Annotated in this window: 17 protein-coding genes; 11 read left to right on the top strand and 6 right to left on the bottom strand. The window is 62.6% G+C overall.

What is annotated here, in order from left to right; translation table 11 throughout:
- Nucleotides 1-91 precede the first annotated feature (91 nt).
- The 5 genes from CWE01_RS32030 (at nucleotide 92) to tadA (ending at nucleotide 6,165) form a co-directional block, all read left to right on the top strand.
- Complete coding sequence (locus CWE01_RS32030) at nucleotides 92-1,315, top strand: carbohydrate porin (RefSeq protein WP_100944552.1); 1,224 nt, start codon at nucleotides 92-94, stop codon at nucleotides 1,313-1,315.
- Nucleotides 1,316-1,378: 63 nt separating this feature from the next.
- Entirely contained in the window at nucleotides 1,379-3,916 is a 2,538-nt protein-coding gene (ptsP, locus tag CWE01_RS32025) for a phosphoenolpyruvate--protein phosphotransferase (protein WP_100944551.1), read from the top strand.
- Between the two features lie 2 nt (nucleotides 3,917-3,918).
- On the top strand, nucleotides 3,919-4,209 hold the full coding sequence (locus tag CWE01_RS32020; RefSeq protein ID WP_100944550.1) for a PTS transporter subunit EIIB: 291 nt from the start codon (nucleotides 3,919-3,921) through the stop codon (nucleotides 4,207-4,209).
- A gap of 88 nt (nucleotides 4,210-4,297) precedes the next feature.
- Complete coding sequence (locus tag CWE01_RS32015) at nucleotides 4,298-5,674, top strand: multicopper oxidase family protein (RefSeq protein ID WP_100944549.1); 1,377 nt, start codon at nucleotides 4,298-4,300, stop codon at nucleotides 5,672-5,674.
- The gene (gene tadA, locus CWE01_RS32010; protein WP_100944548.1) at nucleotides 5,674-6,165 is read left to right on the top strand and encodes a tRNA adenosine(34) deaminase TadA; all 492 of its coding nucleotides are present in this window, start codon (nucleotides 5,674-5,676) and stop codon (nucleotides 6,163-6,165) included. Before CWE01_RS32015 ends, tadA begins: the two co-directional genes overlap by 1 nt.
- A gap of 12 nt (nucleotides 6,166-6,177) precedes the next feature.
- On the opposite strand, the gene cmoB is transcribed toward tadA, so the two are convergent.
- The 5 genes from cmoB to lon all read right to left on the bottom strand — a co-directional run bounded on the left by cmoB (nucleotide 6,178) and on the right by lon (nucleotide 11,670).
- Nucleotides 6,178-7,134, bottom strand: a complete 957-nt coding sequence (gene cmoB, locus CWE01_RS32005) for a tRNA 5-methoxyuridine(34)/uridine 5-oxyacetic acid(34) synthase CmoB (protein WP_100944547.1) — start codon at nucleotides 7,132-7,134, stop codon at nucleotides 6,178-6,180.
- On the bottom strand, nucleotides 7,131-7,907 hold the full coding sequence (gene cmoA, locus CWE01_RS32000; protein ID WP_177143379.1) for a carboxy-S-adenosyl-L-methionine synthase CmoA: 777 nt from the start codon (nucleotides 7,905-7,907) through the stop codon (nucleotides 7,131-7,133). Before cmoA ends, cmoB begins: the two co-directional genes overlap by 4 nt.
- Before the next feature lie 67 nt (nucleotides 7,908-7,974).
- A complete protein-coding gene (locus CWE01_RS31995; protein WP_100944545.1) occupies nucleotides 7,975-8,610 on the bottom strand; it encodes a lysoplasmalogenase in 636 nt (211 codons plus the stop codon).
- 1 nt (nucleotide 8,611) lies between these two features.
- On the bottom strand, nucleotides 8,612-9,004 hold the full coding sequence (locus tag CWE01_RS31990; protein WP_100944544.1) for a protease inhibitor I42 family protein: 393 nt from the start codon (nucleotides 9,002-9,004) through the stop codon (nucleotides 8,612-8,614).
- A gap of 233 nt (nucleotides 9,005-9,237) precedes the next feature.
- Complete coding sequence (gene lon / locus CWE01_RS31985; protein WP_100944543.1) at nucleotides 9,238-11,670, bottom strand: endopeptidase La; 2,433 nt, start codon at nucleotides 11,668-11,670, stop codon at nucleotides 9,238-9,240.
- Between the two features lie 298 nt (nucleotides 11,671-11,968).
- On the opposite strand from lon, the gene CWE01_RS31980 reads away from it, so the two are divergent.
- The 4 genes from CWE01_RS31980 to CWE01_RS31965 are packed head-to-tail and all read left to right on the top strand — an operon-like array spanning nucleotide 11,969 to nucleotide 16,287.
- The gene (locus tag CWE01_RS31980; RefSeq protein ID WP_177143285.1) at nucleotides 11,969-12,658 is read left to right on the top strand and encodes a methylamine utilization protein; all 690 of its coding nucleotides are present in this window, start codon (nucleotides 11,969-11,971) and stop codon (nucleotides 12,656-12,658) included.
- Entirely contained in the window at nucleotides 12,642-14,999 is a 2,358-nt protein-coding gene (locus CWE01_RS31975; RefSeq protein WP_100944542.1) for a bifunctional diguanylate cyclase/phosphodiesterase, read from the top strand. The genes CWE01_RS31980 and CWE01_RS31975 overlap by 17 nt, the downstream gene beginning before the upstream one ends.
- A 5-nt stretch (nucleotides 15,000-15,004) precedes the next feature.
- A complete protein-coding gene (locus CWE01_RS31970; protein WP_100944541.1) occupies nucleotides 15,005-15,865 on the top strand; it encodes a DUF3034 family protein in 861 nt (286 codons plus the stop codon).
- Nucleotides 15,865-16,287 carry a group 1 truncated hemoglobin gene (locus CWE01_RS31965; protein ID WP_100944540.1) on the top strand — a complete coding sequence of 141 codons (423 nt, stop codon included), beginning with the start codon at nucleotides 15,865-15,867 and terminating at the stop codon, nucleotides 16,285-16,287. Before CWE01_RS31970 ends, CWE01_RS31965 begins: the two co-directional genes overlap by 1 nt.
- A 192-nt stretch (nucleotides 16,288-16,479) precedes the next feature.
- Here the strand turns inward: CWE01_RS31965 and CWE01_RS31960 are convergent, their stop codons facing one another.
- Nucleotides 16,480-16,818: a DUF6124 family protein gene (locus CWE01_RS31960; RefSeq protein ID WP_100944539.1), complete on the bottom strand. Its 339-nt coding sequence runs from the start codon at nucleotides 16,816-16,818 to the stop codon at nucleotides 16,480-16,482.
- 568 nt (nucleotides 16,819-17,386) lie between these two features.
- Here CWE01_RS31960 and CWE01_RS31955 point away from each other — a divergent pair.
- Together CWE01_RS31955 and CWE01_RS31950 are read left to right on the top strand one after the other, a co-directional pair.
- Nucleotides 17,387-18,028, top strand: a complete 642-nt coding sequence (locus CWE01_RS31955; protein ID WP_100944538.1) for a Pr6Pr family membrane protein — start codon at nucleotides 17,387-17,389, stop codon at nucleotides 18,026-18,028.
- A 148-nt stretch (nucleotides 18,029-18,176) separates the two neighbouring features.
- Nucleotides 18,177-18,830, top strand: coding sequence for a Pr6Pr family membrane protein (locus tag CWE01_RS31950; protein ID WP_100944537.1), 654 nt, complete (start codon nucleotides 18,177-18,179; stop codon nucleotides 18,828-18,830).
- The last annotated feature ends 70 nt before the right edge of the window (nucleotides 18,831-18,900 follow it).

The following is an 18,900-nucleotide window of genomic DNA, read 5'->3' as shown; positions in this document are numbered from 1 at the left end:
TTCATTTAATGCCGTTCGCAGCAAATCGTGCGCGGGAGAGCCGCGCCCGATAATCAACAAGCACTGCACAATAAAAATAATGGGGGAGCCAATGAAAACAACAATAAATCGCGGTCTTGTGGTGTCTTGCGTGTGTCTGGGGTTGCCATTCTCGGCCCAGGCCCTGGAGTTCGCCGGTTACTTGCGCAGCGGCCTGGGCGGTTCGACCAGCGGCGGTTCGCAAAGCTGTTTCCATTTGCCCGGTGCGGACTCCAAGTATCGCCTGGGCAACGAGTGCGAACAGTATGCGGAACTCGAGTTGCGCCAGGACCTGCTGACCCTCGACGACGGCTCGGTGCTCAGCGTCGATGGGATGGCTTCGCTGTACAACAAGTACGGTCACAATCCCAGTTTCGACGGTGACAACGGCACGGTGCGCATGCCGGAGATGTTCGCCAAGTGGTCGAACCTGCCCTCGCTCAATGGCGGTTCGGTGTGGGCCGGGCGGCGTTACTACAAGCGTAACGACATCCATATCTCCGACTTCTACTACTGGAACCAGAGCGCCACCGGCGGCGGTATCGAGGACGTGAAGATCGGCGACTTGAAATACAGCTATGCCTTCTCGCGCAAGGACAACCTGTACCAGAAGGACTATCTCAACCGTCACGACTTCAACGTCGCCGGCTTCAAGACCAATACCGACGGCCAGATGGAGTTCGGTGTCAGTTACATCGACGCGCCGGAACGCCGCGACACCCACCAGGGCTGGGCCATTACCGCGCAGCATGTGCAGAAGAACTTCCTCGGCGGCAAGAACAAGTTCGCCCTGCAATACGGCGAGGGGCCGGGTACCGGACTGGGCTACACCGGTGATCCGACCCTGGACACCAGCAACAAGAGCTACCGTGCGGTCGAGTTTTTCGACTGGCAGATCACGCGACAATTCGGCGGGCAGATCGAGGCCGTGTACCAGAAGGACATTCGTCCCGACGGCCAGGGCCAGAACTGGATCTCCCTGGGGGTACGTCCGACCTACGCCATTACCGAGCAGTTCAAGCTCGTGACCGAATTGGGCCATGACCAGATCGAGGCGCCGGGCGGCACCCGCAAGCTCAGCAAGTTTACCTTCGCCCCCACCTGGTCACCCCGAGGTCCGGATTTCTGGACGCGGCCCGAGATACGCCTCTACTACACCTATGCCAGTTGGAACGCGGCGGCCCAGCGTGCGGCCAATCAGTTCGATGCGGGGTCGGCGTTGTCCGATACCGGTAGTTTCGGCAGCGCCCTGCATGGCTCCAATTTCGGTGTGCAGGTCGAGTATTGGTGGGAATAAGTCCTATGCTGGCGCGGCCTTCGCCGCGCCGGCGCTTCAAAGAACAATGATAAAGGTGATGTCATGACCGCAACCTCTTCCCTGGAACTGCTCGCGCCCCTGTCCGGGGTGCTGATCGAGTTGGATCAGGTGCCTGATCCGGTGTTCTCCAGTCGCATGATCGGTGATGGCCTGTGCATCGACCCGACGTCTTCGGTGCTCTGCGCACCGTTGGCCGGGGTGGTGAGCAATGTCCAGGCCAGCGGCCATGCCATCAGCATTACCGACGATCACGGCGTGCAGGTGCTGATGCATATCGGCCTGGACACCGTGCAGCTTCAGGGCAAGGGCTTCACCGCCCTGGTCCGCGAGGGCGAGCGGGTGACGGCCGGGCAGGCGTTGATCGAGTTCGATGTCGATTACATCGCCTTGCACGCCCGCAGTCTGTTGACCCTGGTGTTGGTGGTCAGTGGCGAGACGTTCACCCGGCTGGCTCCGGCCAGTGGTTTGATTGAAAGCGGTGCGCCGCTGCTGCGTGTCGAGCACAACGGTGCATCGGCGGGTCCGGTGCTGGAAGAGGAAGGCGAGGCGTTGTTCTCAAGCCCCGTGACCTTGCCCAACGCCAATGGCCTGCACGCCCGTCCGGCGGCGGTGCTGGCCCAGGCGGCCAAGGGTTTTGCCGCGAACATCGTGGTGCATCGGCGCCAGGACAGCGCGAATGCCAAGTCCCTGGTGGCGATCATGGCCTTGCAGACGGTACGTGGCGATGTGTTGCAGGTCAGTGCGGTGGGCGAGGATGCCCCGGCCGCCATCGAGGCGCTGGCGGCCCTGCTGGCCGAGGGTTGCGGTGAGGCGGTCGAGCCTGCGGCCGTGATTGATATTCCTGTGGTGGTCGAGGCCTCTTCGCCGACCTTGTTACGCGGTGTGTGTGCCTCGCCGGGCTCGGCCTTCGGTCGGGTGGTGCAGGTGGCCGAACAGCGGCTGGAAGTTCCGGAGTTCGGTTCCGATGAGCCCCATGAGCGCGCATCGCTCGAGCGGGCCCTGGACGAAGCGACCCAGGCCTTGCAGCGGTTGCGGGACAACGCCGAGGGCAGCGCCCAGGCGCAGATTTTCCGCGCGCATCAGGAATTGCTGGAAGACCCGAGCCTGTTGGAGCAGGCCCAGGTCCTGCTCGCCCAGGGTAAAAGCGCGGCGTTCGCCTGGCGCCAGGTCACCGAGGACACCTGTGCCTTGTTCGAGCGCCTGGGCAGCAGCTTGCTGGCCGAGCGCGCGCTGGACTTGAAGGACGTCGGCCAGCGCGTGCTGCGGCTGATTCTCGGGGTCGAGGAGCGGGTCACCGAGATGCCGGACGACGCCATCCTGATTGCCGAGCAACTGACCCCGTCACAAACAGCCGGGCTCGATACCCGCCGGGTCCTTGGGTTTGTCACCGTCGGTGGCGGGGCCACCAGCCATGTGGCGATCCTGGCCCGGGCATTCGGTTTGCCGGCCCTCTGTGGTTTGCCCGCCGAGGTCCTGAAGGTGCCCGCCGGTACCCAGGTGCTGCTCGATGCCGACCTCGGGCGCCTGCACCTGATGCCGGAAGAAGCGGATGTTCAACGCCTGCTGGTCAAGCGTCAGGAGCAACGCCAGCGTCACCAGCGCGAGAAGGAGCAGGCGTCCGAGGCGGCGCGTACCCGTGACGGTCATCATTTCGAGGTGACCGCCAACGTCGCCTCGCTGCAAGAGGTGGAGCAGTCGTTGACCCTGGGCGGCGAAGGGGTTGGTTTGCTGCGTTCCGAGTTTCTCTATCTGGAGCGCCAGAGTGCGCCCAGTGTCGAGGAGCAGGCGGCGACCTATTCGGCCATTGCCCGCGCCCTTGGACCGCAGCGCAACCTGGTGGTACGCACCCTTGATGTCGGTGGCGACAAACCCCTGGCCTACGTGCCGATGGACCCTGAAGCCAACCCCTTCCTCGGCATGCGCGGCATTCGCCTGTGCCTGCAACGCCCGGAACTGCTGCGTCAGCAATTGCGGGGGATTCTTGCCTGTGCCGGGCTGACCCAGTTGCACATCATGCTGCCGATGATTACCCAACTGTCCGAGTTGCGGCAGGCGCGCCAGTTCCTCGAGGATGAAGCCCTGGCCTTGGGCCTCAAGGCGTTGCCGAAACTGGGGATCATGATCGAAGTCCCGGCGGCGGCCCTGATGGCCGATCTGTTCGCCCCCGAAGTGGACTTCTTTTCCATCGGCACCAATGACCTGACCCAATACACCCTGGCCATGGACCGTGATCACCCGCAGCTGGCGAGCCAGGCCGACAGCCTGCACCCGGCGGTATTGCGCTTGATCGCCACCACCGTGAAGGCCGCCCATGCCCACGGCAAACCGGTCAGCGTGTGTGGTGCGCTGGCTTCCGAGGCGCTGGCGGTGCCGGTATTGCTGGGCTTGGGCGTGGATGAACTGTCGGTCAGCGTGCCGCTGATTCCGGCGATCAAGGCGGCGGTCCGCGAGGTCGAGTTGACGGAGTGCCAGGTGTTGGCCCAACGGATTCTTGGCCTGGAAAACGCCGGGCAGGTGCGTGAAGCCCTGCTCGATCATCAACACACCACGGCGCTGCAGCCGCGGGTCCTGGAGAACTGAACATGTTCGAGAAATTTCAGCGGGCATTCTGGAAAGCCCTGACGCCGGACCTGGTGGCGGATCAAGCGAGTACGCCGGTTGCCACGGCAGAAGAGGCGCTGCGCCCGGAGATCGTCGCGGCCCTGGGCGGTGAGGGCAATCTCAAGTCCCACCAGCGCGTGGCCCTGACACGCCTGCGGGTGGCATTGAATGACAGCACCCGGGTCGATCAGTCGGCATTGCGGGCGGCGGGTGTCGCCGGGGTGATGATATTGGCCGGTGGCGTGGCCCATTTGTTGTTGGGGCTGGACTGATTTTCTTACGGTTTCGCAACTGCGGGTGTATCGTATTCGCCTTTTGCGCGCCCAGGCGTGCGGCTGAATAGGTGAGGTGGTTGCGTTCATGTCCTTTACCCGTCGACAGATACTCGGTGGACTGGCCGGTCTTGCAGTGGTGGGCGTTGGAGCCGGCGGTGCATCGCGTTACTGGTTGGGGAAAATGGCCGACGCCAATGCCGGCCATGACTATGAGCTGATCGCCGCGCCCCTGGACGTCGAGTTGGTGGCCGGGCATCAAACCCCGGCCTGGGCGTTCGGCCCGTCGGCGCCGGGTACCGAGTTGCGGGTGCGCCAGGGTGAATGGCTGCGGGTGCGTTTTATCAACCACCTGCCGGTGGCCACCACCATTCACTGGCACGGTATCCGCCTGCCGCTGGAAATGGACGGCGTGCCCTATGTGTCGCAATTGCCGGTATTGCCTGGCGAATACTTCGACTACAAGTTCCGTGTCCCGGACGCCGGTAGCTACTGGTATCACCCCCACGTCAACAGCAGTGAAGAACTGGGGCGCGGCCTGGTCGGTCCGCTGATTGTCGAGGAACGTGAACCCACCGGTTTCCAGCACGAACGCACCTTGAGCCTGAAAAGCTGGCACGTCGATGAAGCCGGCGCGTTCGTGCCTTTCAGCATTCCCCGTGAAGCCGCGCGTGGGGGCACGGCGGGGCGCCTTTCGACCGTCAACGGCGTGTCGCAAGCCGTGGTCGATTTACCGGCCGGACAGATCACCCGGGTTCGCCTGCTCAACCTCGACAACACCCTGACTTATCGCCTCAATATCCCCGGTGTCGAGGCGCAGATCTATGCGCTGGATGGCAATCCGGTGGAGCCGCGCCCGTTGGGCAAGGAATACTGGCTGGGACCGGGGATGCGCATCTGTCTGGCGATCAAGGCGCCGGCGGCCGGTGAAGAGCTATCGCTGCGCAACGGTCCGGTGCGTCTGGCGACCTTTCGTTCGGTGGCCGACAGCGGCACGGCGACCGACTGGCCGAAGGCCTTGCCGGCCAATCCGATAGCCGAGCCGGACCTGGCGAACGCAGAAAAGCTCAACTTCAATTTCGAATGGGTTGGCTCGGTTTCGGTGAACGTCGATAATGGCCAGCCACCGAGCCTCTGGCAGATCAACGGCAAGGCCTGGGACATCACCGACAAGACCTGCGCCGACCGACCCATCGCCAAGCTGGTGAAGGGCAAGAGCTATATTTTCGAATTGAAGAACATGACCCAGTATCAGCACCCGATCCACTTGCACGGCATGAGCTTCAAGGTCATCGCCTCGAACCGCAAGACGATCACGCCGTACTTCACCGACACCTACCTGCTGGGCAAGAACGAGCGGGCGCGGGTGGCGTTGGTCGCGGATAACCCGGGGGTGTGGATGTTCCATTGCCATGTGATCGACCATATGGAAACCGGCCTGATGGCCGCCATCGAGGTGGCCTGATGCGTCAGATACGGCCGACGCCGATCATCGACCGCAGTCGCGACCAGGACTTCATGCGTGAAGCCCTGGCGCTGGCCGCCCAGGGTGCGCTGTTGGGCGAAGTGCCGGTGGGCGCGGTGCTGGTGCAGGACGGCGAAATCATCGGGCGGGGCTTCAATTGCCCGATCAGTGGCAGCGATCCGAGTGCCCATGCCGAGATGGTCGCCATCCGCGCCGCCGCCCAGGCGCTCGACAACTACCGACTGCCGGGCAGCACACTGTACGTGACCCTGGAGCCGTGCAGCATGTGCGCCGGGTTGATCGTGCATTCGCGGATTGCACGGGTGGTCTATGGTGCACTGGAACCCAAGGCCGGGATCGTGCAGAGCCAGGGGCAGTTCTTTACCCAGGACTTTCTCAATCACCGGGTGTTGTTCGAAGGCGGCGTCCTGGCTGAGGAGTGCGGGGCCATCCTCAGCGAGTTCTTCAAGGCCCGCAGAAGCAAGTCCTGAGTCGCCCCAATCTTACTTGCGGGCGACCATCACTGCCCGCATCGGCGCCGGCAAGCCTTCGATGGTCTTGCTGTGATCTTCCGGATCGAGGAAGTCACTCAACGACTGATACTTCATCCACTCGGTCCCGCGCTGCTCCTGCACCGTGGTCACGCTCACATCGACACAGCGCACGTCGCTGAACCCGGCACGGCGCAACCAGCGCTCCAGCGCCGGCACCGACGGCAGGAACCAGACATTGCGCATCTGCGCATAACGATCTTCGGGCATCAACACCTGATGCTCGTCACCTTCCACCACCAGGGTTTCCAGCACCAGTTCGCCGCCCTTGACCAGGCAGTCCTTGAGCGCCAGCAAATGCTCGATGGGCGAGCGCCGATGGTAGAACACACCCATGGAGAACACCGTGTCGAAGCCTTCCAGCTCGGCCGGCAGGTCCTCGAAAGGGAATGGCAGATGCCAGGCCGACGGCTCCGACAAGTAGCGCTGCACAGCCTGGAACTGGCAGAAGAACAGCCAGTTCGGATCGACCCCGATCACCGTGTCCGCGCCGGCCCCGAGCATGCGCCACATGTAGTAGCCGTTGCCGCAACCGACATCGAGAATGCGCTTGCCCTTGAGGTCCAGGTGCGGGGCGACCCGCGACCATTTCCAGTCCGAACGCCATTCGGTATCGACATGCACACCGAACAGATCGAACGGGCCTTTGCGCCACGGGCACAAGCCCATCAGCGCGCTACGCATCCTGGCGCGGGTGGCGTCGTCGCAATCAGTGTCCAGGGTCAGGCCGTTCAGCAGATCGACCTGGGTCGGCTGGAGCTTCGGCAGCGCATCGAGCGCGCTCTGCCAGCGCTCCAGGTCGCCATGGCCTTTTTCCATGCGGGCATCGAGTTGCGCTTGCAGGCCGTTGGCCCACGCGGCCAAAGGGGTGCCCGCCAGGCGGCGGGCGAGGGGGGACAGATCAATCATGGCAGGGCAATCAACGAGGCAAAGTTAAGGCATTGGAACCAGGGCACGACTTTCGAGAAACCCGCGGCCAGCAGGCGTTCGCGGTGTTCTTCGAGGCTGTCGGGTTTCATGACGTTTTCGATGGCGCTGCGCTTCTGGGCAATTTCCAGTTCGCTGTAGCCATTGGCGCGCTTGAAGGCGACGTGCAGGTCGGTGAGCAGCGCGTGTTCTTCGAGGTCATTGAAACGCAGTTTCTCCGAGAGAATCAGCGCGCCGCCGGGCAGCAGGGCCTGGCGAATGCGCCCGAGCAACGCCTGGCGCTGTTCGGGGGCGATGAATTGCAGGGTGAAGTTCAGCGCCACCACCGAGGCCGGCTGGAATTCCAGGGCGAGGATATCGCCCTCGATCACGTCCACCGGCAGCAGCTCCTGGAACATCGAGTCCTGGCCGTTGAGGTACTGGCGGCAGCGTTCGACCATGGCCGCGGAGTTATCCACAGCGATCACCCGGCACCCGTCGCTGCGCACGTGACGGCGCAGGGCCTGGGTGACCGCGCCGAGGGAGCTGCCCAGGTCATAGAGCACGCTGTGGGGCTGGGCGAACTGCGCGGCGAGCACGCCGAGGTTCTCGACGATGGTCGGGTAGCCGGGCACCGAGCGCTTGATCATGTCCGGGAAGACCCGCACCACGTCTTCGTTGAAGGCGAAGTCCGGCACCTGGGCCAGGGGCTGGGCGAAAAGGCGATCGGGTTCTTTGCTCACGACGGTTCCGGCGGATGCTGAAAAGGCCGGCATTTTAGCCAAGTTGGCGCCGCGATGCGCGCTTTGTCGGATAAAACGCCTGGCCCGCTCGCTGCAAACCTCAGCGCGGCTTCTGGCTGAAGGCCGAGGCCGCAATGCCCCATTGTCCCAGCCAGTAGGCAATGATGATCAGGTAAGGCGCGGCGGCGAACTTGACCACGAAGCGATCGATGCCGATCAGGCTGTCGGAGAAGGCGAAGGTCAGGGCGCCGGCGGCCGCCAGAAGGGCGGAGCGCTTGGGCACATCGGTACCCAGGCGGGCCAGGGCGCGCCAGAGCATGGCGCTGATGGCCAGTGCGTAAACCGTGACCGGGATCAGCAGGTCGCCCAGGCCCTTGGACATCAGGATGCCGAGCAAGCCGGCGCCGATCAGCAGGGCCAGCAACAAGGGCAATGGCGCCAGTCGACGGCAGTCGCCCAGGTAAGCCTTGAGGTAGGCCAGGTGTGCGACCAGGAACGCGCCCAGGCCGAACACGAACAGATCGCCCGGCCAGGCCAGCAGCACATCTCCCAGCAGGGAAAAGATCAAACCCAGGCCGATCCAGCGGCGATACTCGGTCACCGGCGCATCGTGCAACCAGCCGAGCAGGACCAACACCGGCACCGGCTTGGTCAGCAGGCACAGCATCGGCAGCTCGATGCTCACGCCGTAGAGGAACGCGGCAGCCCCCATCAGGGCGAGGATCAGCCAAGGCATGTCAGTTCACCGTGATCGGGCAGTCGAAGCTTTGTGCCGGCGCGGCTTCCGGTTCCCAGGGTTGCTGGTAGGTCAGGCGCAGGCGCCCGGTGCCGGCGGCGAAGGCCTGGAAGCGCCAGGTCGATTGCCCGCCGCTGCCCACCAGGCCGTTGTCGTCGGGGTTGTGGTAGACCTCCGGGCCGAGGCTTTTCAGCACGCCGCCGGCCGAGTCCTGGATGGCCCAGCGAAAACCGGTGGTGGGGTTGCTGGGCAGGCTGAGGATCATGTTCTGCCCGGTCTTGAGTTGCATCGGACAGTCACTCTGTTTTTCCAGCGTCACGTTCTGGCGCGGTTGCTGGGCACAGGCGGCGAGCAAGGCGAGGCTTAACGGCAGCAGCAGGCGAGTCGGGGTCATAGTGTCTCCAGTTATTACAGCGATGACCGAGCATAACCCGTGGAGCTGGCGTTGCACTAATGCCTGGCGTTTGAGAGCGCGGATAGCGTCTTGACCCGCCATACCAGACGGCGCGGTCCTTGTAGGAGCCGGCTTGCTGGCGATTGCGGTTGATCAGTCGACAAAGGCGTCGACGGTTAGATTGCAATCGCCAGCAAGCCGGCTCCTACAGGTCCGCGCATGGTCGCTATCCGTTAGAACAAAATCTTCGCCGCATCCGAGAAGCGCTTGGCGAAGTGCACCGTGATGCCTTCCTTCAGGTAATCCGGCAACTCCTCGAAATGCCCACGGTTGGCGTCCGGCAGGATCAGCTCGAACAGCTTCTGCCGCCTCGCCGCAATCACCTTCTCGCGCACCCCGCCAATCGGCAGCACATGCCCGGTCAGCGTCAGCTCACCGGTCATGGCCACGCCCTTCTTCGGTGGCTGGTTACGCGCCAGGGACAGCAGCGCACTGGCCATGGTCACCCCGGCACTCGGACCGTCTTTCGGCGTCGCGCCTTCCGGCACATGCAGATGCACAAAGGCTTTATCGAAAAACTCCGGATCGCCGCCAAACTGCTTGAGGTTCGAGCTGACGTAGCTGTAGGCGATCTCCGCCGATTCCTTCATCACCTCACCCAACTGCCCGGTGAGCTTGAAACCCCGGTTGAGCGTATGGATGCGGGTCGCCTCGATCGGCAAAGTGGCACCCCCCATACTGGTCCAGGCCAGACCGGTGATCACACCGACCCCGGAGAGCACCTGTTCATTACGGAACACCGGCATACCCAGCGAGGCTTCGAGGTCCTTGTTGCCGATCTTGATCGCCGTGTCCGGCGCGTCCAGCAACTTGACCACCGCCTTGCGCACCAGTTTGCCCAGTTGTTTCTCCAACTGACGGACCCCGGCTTCCCGGGCGTAACCGTCGATCACCGCGCGCAAGGCACCGTCGCTGATGCTCAGGCTGCTTTTGCTGACGCCGGCCTTTGCCAACTGCTTGGGCCACAGGTGGCGCTTGGCGATGGCGAGTTTTTCCTCGGTGATATAGCCCGACAGGCGAATCACTTCCATCCGATCCAGCAACGGACCCGGGATCGAATCCAGGGTGTTGGCGGTGCAGATGAACAGCACTTTCGACAGGTCCAGGCGCAGGTCCAGGTAGTGGTCGAGGAAATCCACGTTCTGTTCCGGGTCGAGGGTTTCCAGCAGCGCCGAGGCCGGGTCGCCCTGGAAGCTCTGGCCCATCTTGTCGATCTCGTCGAGCATGATCACCGGGTTCATCACCTCGACCTCTTTCAAGGCCTGCACCAGCTTGCCCGGCTGGGCGCCGATATAGGTGCGGCGGTGGCCCTTGATCTCGGCTTCGTCGCGCATGCCGCCGACGCTGAAGCGATAGAACGGCCGCCCGAGGGATTCGGCGATGGATTTGCCGACGCTGGTCTTGCCCACGCCCGGCGGCCCCACCAGCAGGACGATGGAGCCGCTGATCTCGCCCTTGTAGGCGCCGACCGCGAGGAATTCGAGGATACGTGCCTTGATGTCATCCAGGCCTGCATGGTGCAGGTCGAGGACCTTGCGCGCATGCTTGAGGTCGAGCTTGTCTTCGCCATACACGCCCCAGGGCAGGGCAGTGGCCCATTCCAGGTAATTGCGGGTGACGGCGTATTCCGGCGAGCCGGTCTCGAGGATCGACAGCTTGTTCATTTCCTCGGTGATGCGCTTTTGCGCCTGGGCCGGGAGGACCTTGCCCTGCAAGCGCTGCTCGAACTGTTCGAGGTCGGCGCTGCGGTCGTCCTTGGTCAGCCCCAGCTCCTGCTGGATGACCTTGAGCTGTTCCTTGAGGAAGAACTCGCGCTGGTGCTCGCCGATCTTGCGGTTCACCTCGGCGGAGATTTCCTTTTGCAGCCGCGCGACTTCGACTTCCTTGCGCAGCATCGGCAGGACTTTTTCCATGCGCTTGAGCATCGGCACGCAGTCGAGTACTTCCTGCAGTTCGTTGCCGGTGGCCGAGGTCAGGGCGGCGGCGAAGTCGGTCAGCGGCGACGGATCGTTGGGGCTGAAGCGGTTGAGGTAGTTCTTCAACTCTTCGCTGTACAGCGGATTGAGCGGCAACAGCTCCTTGATCGCATTGATCAGGGCCATGCCGTAGGCCTTGACCTCGTCGGTCGGATCGCTCGGCTGGTGTGGGTATTCGACTTCCACCAGGTACGGCGGGCGATGGTGCTTGAGCCAGGTACGGATACGCACCCGGGTCAGGCCCTGGGCGACAAACTGCAATTTGCCGCCTTCGCGACTGGCATGGTGGACCTTCACCAGGGTGCCGTACTCGGGCAGCGCCTTGGTGTCGAAATGGCGGGTGTCTTCGCTGGGCGTGTCCATGAAGAACAGCGCCAGGGAGTGGTGATCGGACTTGCTCACCAGTTCCAGGGTTTCGGCCCAGGGTTCTTCGTTGACGATGACCGGCAGCACCTGGGCCGGGAAGAACGGGCGGTTGTGGATCGGGATGATATAGACCTTGTCCGGCAGGTTCTGCCCGGGCAGCGCCAGGCCGGTGCCGGAGGCGCTCGCGGCGTGGGCATCGTCAAGGGTGTGTTCGGTGTCGGCCTCTAGGGTCGGATGTTCAGGGAATTCCTGCTGCTCGCTCATGGGGCACCTGCACAGTGATATATGCCAGTTAGATGGGGCGAGCCGCCGGTGGTTTCAATGGCCGAGGGGTATAGCTTTGCGAAAGTCGGCCGATAGTTGGTCAATAAGCGTTGTACAGGGTTACTTTTTCTGTAGAGGTTTGGCCGGGCGCACGGTTGTTCGTCGGCTTTGCCAGAATAGTGGCTAATGGCCCCATTTGCCGCGTGCTCTTCCCTGCAAGCCCCGGTAATCTGCATTCGCGGAACGCTTTTATGCCAAGGTCGGCCCCCACGATCACCCACTTATGAGTAGTTGCTGCATGGCCCGCCCAACCTCGTTGATTGGTTTGTTTCTACTTGTTGCATGCCTGCTGTCGAGCGGCCTGAGCGCCGCCGCCGGTTTCCAGGCCGAGATCGTCGATCAGGACGGCAAGCCCTTGCCGAACGCGGTCTTGACCCTGCAGGGCGATGCGCCGCCGCCTGTCCTCAGCCTCAAGGCCGACATGGACCAGCGCGACAAACAGTACGACCCCCATGTGCTGGCGGTGCATACCGGCACCCAGATCCGCTTTCCCAACAGTGACAATATCCGCCATCAGGTCTATTCCTTCTCGACGCCCAAGCGCTTTGAACTGCGCCTGTACGAAGGCACGCCGTCGGACCCGGTGCTGTTCGACAAGCCCGGTATCGTGGTGCTGGGTTGCAACATCCATGACTGGATGCTTGGCTATGTCTATGTGACCGACGATCCCTGGTTCGCGGTCAGTGATAAAAAGGGCCTGATCCGTTTCGACAAACTGCCCGCCGGCCGCTACCACGTGACGCTCTGGCATCCCCAGGTGGCCGATATGCTGCCGCAGCCAGGAGGCGAAATCGGTGTGTCCGCCACGGACCTGAAGCAGCGCTTCAGCCTGTCGATCCAACCACTGTCACCGGACGCACCCGCGGCGCCGGCTCCGAGTGCTTTCGGCGATGCCTTCAATAAAGCTGTCAGTGAAACTGCGAAGTAGCTTTCAGGCGCGGGTCGCCTGCGTCCTGATCCTGCTGTTGCTGGTGGTGGTCGGCGCGCTGTATTTCAGCGTCAAGGCGGCCACCAGCAGCGCGATCCGCAGCCAGGCTGCCGAACAATTGCAGCTCGGTACCCGGGTCTTCGAACGCCTGCTGGATGTCCAGAGCCGACGCCTGAGCGATGGCGTGCAACTGTTGGCGGCGGATTTCGGCTTTCGCGATGCGGTCGCCAGCGGCGACTCGGCGACCATCCGTTCGGTGCTGATCAACCACGGCAAGCGCATCAACGCCACTGACATGATCCTTTTGAGCATGGACGGCAAGGTCCTTGCCAGCACCCTGGCCGAGGCGCCCGAAGGTTCGCAGTTCCGCTATGACCAGGCCTTGCGCGACGCGCGGCGGGCCAGGCAATCGACCCTGATCGTGCCGTTGCAGGGCCAGCCGCACCTGTTGGTGGAAGCACCGGTGCTGGCGCCCTTGCCGATTGCCCGGGTGGTGATGGGCTTTTCCATGGACACCGCGTTTGCCCGCGAGCTGCGTTCGCTGAGCAACCTGGAAGTGTCGTTCCTGACCGTGGACATGCAGCAGCCCGGGCAATTGGTGAGCACCCAGCCGCCGGCCATGGCCGAAAGCATTGAGCATCTGATGCTCGCCAACGCCACGAAACACATACAGGAACTGACCGAATATGAGCAGCACAGCTTCCTCAGCAAGACCCTGATGCTGGCCAGTACGGCCGACGAAAATGACAACCAGGTCATCGCCTTGCTGCAAAGTCCGCTGGATGCGGCGATGCAGGCGTTCGCGCCGCTCGACCAGAACATTCTGCTGATCGCCCTGATCTCGCTGGTGGCATCCCTGGCCGGTGCCTTGTTGCTGGCGCGCAGTGTTTCGCAGCCGGTGCGGGCCCTGGCCCAGGCGGCGGAACGGATCGGCCAGGGCGATTACCAGACCCCGGTGCCGCTCAAGCGCAGTGATGAACTGGGGCTCCTGGCCACTGCCTTCAACTCCATGCAAAGCGGTATCGCCGAGCGCGAACAGCAACTGGCGCACAATGCCTTGCACGACGGGCTGACCGGCCTGCCCAACCGGGCGCTGGCCATGGAACGCCTGGGCAGCGCGATCAGCGCCGGGCGTCCGGTGGCCCTGGTCTACCTGGAAATCGACAACCTGCGGGCGATCGGCGAAGCCGGCGGCCCCGACTCGGTGGACCTGATGCTGCAACAGGTCGGCCAGCGCCTGCTGGGCGCCCTGCGTGCAGGCGATACCGTGGCGCACCTGATCGGCGGCGAGTTTCTGTTGTTGCTGCAGAACACCGCCAGCGACGGCGCGGTCGCCACCGCGGACAAGCTCCAGCAACTGTTGCTCAAGCCCCAGCGGATTGCCGGGCATGACGTGGCCCTGGATTGCCGGATGGGGATTGCCGCCTTCCCGGGGGATGGCCTGTCCGCCGAAGAGCTGCTCAGCCGCGCCGCCATCGCCATGAAAGATGCCGAACAGATCCCCGGCCGTATCCAGATCTACGAACAGGGACGCGACGTCGCGCACCGCCGGCAGGTCACCCTGATTCGCGACCTGCGCCATGCCGCGGCCAATGGCGAGTTGCTGCTGCACTACCAGCCCAAGCTGGATATTCGCCTGGGCCGCGTGCGTCAGGCCGAAGCCCTGTTGCGCTGGCAACACCCGCAGTTCGGCATGGTCTCGCCGGCGGAGTTCATCGTCCTGGCCGAACGGACCGGCAGCATCCAGATCCTCACCCAATGGGTGATCGAGGAGGGCGTGCGCCAGTTGTCGGAGTGGAACCAGCGGGGCCTGCGCTTGCAGCTGTCGTTGAATATTTCGGCAGAAGACCTGCTCGGCCCCGACCTGACCGACCGGGTCTCGGCATTGCTCAAGCACTACCGGTTGCCGGCCGAACAATTGATTTTCGAGATCACCGAAAGCGCCGTGATGCGCGAGCCCGAGCAGGCCTTGAAGGTTTTGCACCGGCTGCGCGAGTGCGGCATCAGCCTGTCGGTGGATGACTTCGGCACCGGTTACTCGTCGCTGGCGCACCTCAAGCGCCTGCCGGTGCAGGAACTGAAGATCGACCAATCCTTCGTCCGCGACCTGGATGAAACCAGCGAGGACGCGGTGATCGTTCGCTCGACCATCGAAATGAGCCACAACCTGGGGCTCAAGGTGGTCGCCGAGGGCGTCGAATATGCACACAGCCTGCGCTTGCTGGAGCGCTGGCACTGCGACACCGCCCAGGGTTACCTGATCAGCCGCCCGTTGACCGCGGCGGCGTTCGAGGCCTGGGTTGCCTTACCTTTGGGTTCACCGTCCGTTATGGTTCATTGACTGCCATGAAGCGTTTATCTCTCTTGCTCTGCGGCCTGGCCTGCCTGGGTGCGCAACCGGTTCTGGCCGACAACGGCCGTTTGATCGCCACGGGTGGGGCCAGCAGCCTCGAAGGCCCGGCGGGCGGTGGGATCACGCCCTGGGCGGTGTTGACTGGCTATGGCGAACAGAACGAGTGGAGTGCCACCGCGTTCGCCACTACGGTCAATCTTCCGGATTATCGGCTCGATGTGGCCGGGGCCGCGGCGTCCTACGACAACCGCGTGGAGGTTTCCTTTGCCCGCCAGCGCTTCGACCTCGGCTCGCTGGTCAGCAAGCTGAACCTGCCGGAGGATCATCTGGGGCAGGACATCCTTGGCCTGAAGGTGCGGCTGTTTGGTGACGTGATCTACGACCGCTTGCCCCAGGTGTCCCTGGGGCTTGAGTACAAGCACCAGACCAACTTCGAGATTCCGCAACTGGTGGGCGCCAAGCGTGACCAGGACGTCGAAGGCTATCTGGCCGCCAGCCGCCTGTTCATGGGGGCGGCCTTCGGTTACAACCTGCTGGTCAACGGCGGCGTGCGCTACAGTCGGGCCAACGAGCTGGGGTTGATGGGCTTCGGCGGTGATCGACGCGATACCCGCAGCCTGCTCAAGGAGGGCTCGGTGGCGGTACTGTTCAACCCGCGCTGGGCCATGGGCGTGGAGTATCGGCAGAAGCCGGACAACCTGTCGTTTTCCGGTGAGAGCGATTGGGCTGATCTGTTTGTCGGTTACTTCCCCAACAAGCATGTTTCCTTTGTTTTGGCTTACGCCAAGCTCGGAGAAATCGCGACCCTGGATAACCAGAACGGCACCTATCTGTCCGTGCAGGGGAGTTTCTGATGCGTGGTCTGAAACTGTTGCTGGTTGTTCTTCTGCTGGCCGGTTGTGCCCAGCAGCCGCCCAAGGATGACAGCCTCTATCGTGACCTCGGCGAGCGGGCGGGGATTACCCGGATCGTCGAGGGCATGCTGCTGAACATTGCTCATGACCCACGGATCGTCGAGCGTTTCCGCAAGATCGATATCCAGCGCCTGCGGGACAAACTGGTCGAGCAGTTCTGCGTGGAGGCGGGCGGGCCTTGCGTGTACACCGGCGACACCATGGCCGAGAGCCACAAGGGCCAGAACGTCAGCCGCAGTGATTTTAATGCGCTGGTGGAGGACCTGATTGCGGCGATGGATGCCCAGGGTATTCCGGTGCCGGTGCAGAATCGTTTGATTGCACGGCTGGCGCCGATGCGCGGTGAGGTTATTCAGCACTAGGTTGAGTCGCTGCGATTTGGTGTTGTCTGTGTAGGTGTAGTTGCCTGAGTGTTTGCATAACGGCTACTGGCCTCTTCGCGGGCAAGCTCCGCTCCCACAGTATTTGCGTTGAGCCTGGATGTTGTGCACGACACAAATCTAATGTGGGAGCGGAGCTTGCCCGCGAAGAGGCCGGCCCAGACACTACAAATCTTATGGGTGCTCTACGGCACGCTCATTCAACGCCGAATCCACCAACGCCTTCGCCAACTCGATCAGGTGCACCACGCCCAGCACCACCTTGCGGTTGGCGCCGCTCAGGTTTTCCACGGATTCATAGGCGGTCGCGGCGGCCGATTCGAGCAACTCATAGGCGGCGGTCAGCGACTCTTCCGAGCGCACATCCGTGCGGATCCGGTACAGGCTTTCCGGCAGTTTGCAAGGTTCGGGCGGTTCCAGCGGCGGCAGGTTGTAATGGGCGAATACCCGGTCGCTGGTCTTGTCGTGCTTGTACAGCGGGTTGACGGGGGGATCGGGAGTAATCTTCGACATAGGTCTAGCTCTCTCAACATGGGTTGAGCTGCTACCGAGTCGCGACTAAACGATGGGGGTGGCAGCTGTACGCAGGTTAGTCGACCGGCGAGCTAAGGAACCGGCGCGCCCGAGGGCGCCCTGCGCACAGCCACCATAAAGTGCAGGCAACAAAAAAGCGCCTGAACAGGACGATGGCGCTATGCGCCTTAACTCAACAGTGGGCGACTAAACCCGATCACTGAATTGGCAGTGACCAACGAAGACTAGTCACGTGTTTTGGCAGGCGCAAGCGGTCAGGATTTTCTAGGAAACTTCATACGAATGAAAGAGCAAAGTCGCATTCGAGGGGGATCCATCAGGCCTTTTCAGGGACTGTTAACGCACCGTATCAGCCTCATTCGTCGGTAGTGTTTTTTCAAAGCGCTTGCGAGCGGGGCTGCCGTTGGTCAGAACTGTCATTTCTGACAGTAGAGCCTTGTCTCGCGTTCTTCTAGGGTCATGCTCAGCAGGCCCCGCGTTGTATCGAGTGCTTAACCGATAAGGGTCTTTGAGAACTCGGAGGTTGCGCGAGTCAGGAGCCAAGGTCATGAGCCATGACAGGGTTTTGATGCAAGGCTGGCGTGGGGGAGCCTTGAAGGGCGTGGCACTGCTGGGCTGGGTGACATTGGGCATCCAGCTCTACCAGAACTGTCAGGCCGCGGGGAGCCTGTTGGGTGGGCTGGACGTCTTCTTCAGTTACCTCACGGTGCTGATCAATATCCTGGCGGCGTTGGTGTTGACCTGCGTGGCGACCTCAGGTGATTCGACCCTGCGGCGTTTCTTTCTCCAGCCCTCGGTTCAGGGCGGCGCGGCGGTCGGCATGATTCTGGTCGCCCTGGTGTACAACCTGCTGTTGCGCGTTCCGTTGAGTTTCCAGGAGTTCCAGTGGGTCCCCGATGAGTTGATGCACGATGTGATGCCGGTGCTGTTTTTGCTCTATTGGTGGTTCTGTGTGCCAAGGGGACGCTTGTCATGGCGGGATGCGCTGCCATGGCTGATCTATCTGCTGGTCTACTGCGCTTACCTGCTGCTGCGCGGATACCTGATCGGCGCCTACCCTTATGACTTCATCGATGTGGGCGAGCTGGGTTATCCCCAGATGTTTATCAATGCCGGGAGGGTGGTGTTGGCATTCGTGCTGTTGTCGGTGCTGCTGATTGCCGTGGATCGCTGGCGAGGCCGGCGCTGATGGTGACCGTTGGTCAGGACTGTCATTTCTGACAGTAGAGTCTTGTCCTGCATTCTTCTAGGGTCTTGCTCAACAGACAGCCTGTTTATAAGCGCCCAATCGATGGGGGCTTTGCCGTCGCAGGTGCCGCGTAGCCAGGAGCCAGGTCATGAGCGACGAGATGGTGTTAACGCAAAGCGTGGGCGGTATTGCGGTGAAAATCGCGGCAGTGCTGGGATGGTTTGCCCTGATCCTCCAGCTTTACGTGATCCTGATGTCACGCTGGCAGGGCGACAAGAGCCTGTTGGGCGGGGTGGATATCTTCTTTAGCTACTTCACGGTGTTGACCAATATCCTGGTGGCGATCGTGCTGACCTGCGCGGCCACATCAGGGGATTCGCCGCTGCGGCGGTTTTTTCTCAAACCCACGGTACAGACTGGTGTAGCCGCCGCCATTGTGCTGGTCGGGCTGGCGTACAGCCTGCTGCTGCGCAATACCTGGAATCCCGAGGGCCTGCAGTGGGTGGCCGACGAGTTGCTGCACGACGTGATGCCGGTGCTGTTTGTGATCTATTGGTGGTTCTGCGTGCCCAAGGGCACCCTGCAATGGAGCGATGTGTGGCCGTGGCTGATCTATCCGGCGGTCTATTTCGTTTACGCCCTGGTGCGTGGTTACTTTGTCGGCTCCTATCCTTATCCCTTTATCGACGTGGGCCAACTGGGTTATTCACAGGTGCTTATCAATGCGCTGATGGTACTGGTGGTCTTTGTGGTGATATCGCTGGTGCTGGTTGCATTGGATCGCTGGAAAGGCAAGGGCTGATCCGTGCAGCGGTCTCTTGAAAAGGCGGCCACCGAGAGGTGGCCGCCTTGTTCATGGCCAACTGAAGGAT

Origin of the sequence: Pseudomonas sp. QS1027 (assembly GCF_002814235.1) — a bacterium.
Lineage (GTDB): Bacteria > Pseudomonadota > Gammaproteobacteria > Pseudomonadales > Pseudomonadaceae > Aquipseudomonas.
This window is presented reverse-complemented; position numbering and strand designations above follow the sequence as displayed.

Excerpts from the sequence above, each read along its gene's own strand:
- CWE01_RS32030 (WP_100944552.1), top strand. The coding sequence starts at position 92 with ATGAAAACAACAATAAATCGCGGTCTTGTGGTGTCTTGCGTGTGTCTG.
- ptsP (WP_100944551.1), top strand. The coding sequence starts at position 1,379 with ATGACCGCAACCTCTTCCCTGGAACTGCTCGCGCCCCTGTCCGGGGTG.
- CWE01_RS32020 (WP_100944550.1), top strand. The coding sequence starts at position 3,919 with ATGTTCGAGAAATTTCAGCGGGCATTCTGGAAAGCCCTGACGCCGGAC.
- CWE01_RS32015 (WP_100944549.1), top strand. The coding sequence starts at position 4,298 with ATGTCCTTTACCCGTCGACAGATACTCGGTGGACTGGCCGGTCTTGCA.
- tadA (WP_100944548.1), top strand. The coding sequence starts at position 5,674 with ATGCGTCAGATACGGCCGACGCCGATCATCGACCGCAGTCGCGACCAG.
- cmoB (WP_100944547.1), bottom strand. The coding sequence starts at position 7,134 with ATGATTGATCTGTCCCCCCTCGCCCGCCGCCTGGCGGGCACCCCTTTG.
- cmoA (WP_177143379.1), bottom strand. The coding sequence starts at position 7,907 with ATGCCGGCCTTTTCAGCATCCGCCGGAACCGTCGTGAGCAAAGAACCC.
- CWE01_RS31995 (WP_100944545.1), bottom strand. The coding sequence starts at position 8,610 with ATGCCTTGGCTGATCCTCGCCCTGATGGGGGCTGCCGCGTTCCTCTAC.
- CWE01_RS31990 (WP_100944544.1), bottom strand. The coding sequence starts at position 9,004 with ATGACCCCGACTCGCCTGCTGCTGCCGTTAAGCCTCGCCTTGCTCGCC.
- lon (WP_100944543.1), bottom strand. The coding sequence starts at position 11,670 with ATGAGCGAGCAGCAGGAATTCCCTGAACATCCGACCCTAGAGGCCGAC.
- CWE01_RS31980 (WP_177143285.1), top strand. The coding sequence starts at position 11,969 with ATGGCCCGCCCAACCTCGTTGATTGGTTTGTTTCTACTTGTTGCATGC.
- CWE01_RS31970 (WP_100944541.1), top strand. The coding sequence starts at position 15,005 with ATGAAGCGTTTATCTCTCTTGCTCTGCGGCCTGGCCTGCCTGGGTGCG.
- CWE01_RS31965 (WP_100944540.1), top strand. The coding sequence starts at position 15,865 with ATGCGTGGTCTGAAACTGTTGCTGGTTGTTCTTCTGCTGGCCGGTTGT.
- CWE01_RS31960 (WP_100944539.1), bottom strand. The coding sequence starts at position 16,818 with ATGTCGAAGATTACTCCCGATCCCCCCGTCAACCCGCTGTACAAGCAC.
- CWE01_RS31955 (WP_100944538.1), top strand. The coding sequence starts at position 17,387 with ATGAGCCATGACAGGGTTTTGATGCAAGGCTGGCGTGGGGGAGCCTTG.
- CWE01_RS31950 (WP_100944537.1), top strand. The coding sequence starts at position 18,177 with ATGAGCGACGAGATGGTGTTAACGCAAAGCGTGGGCGGTATTGCGGTG.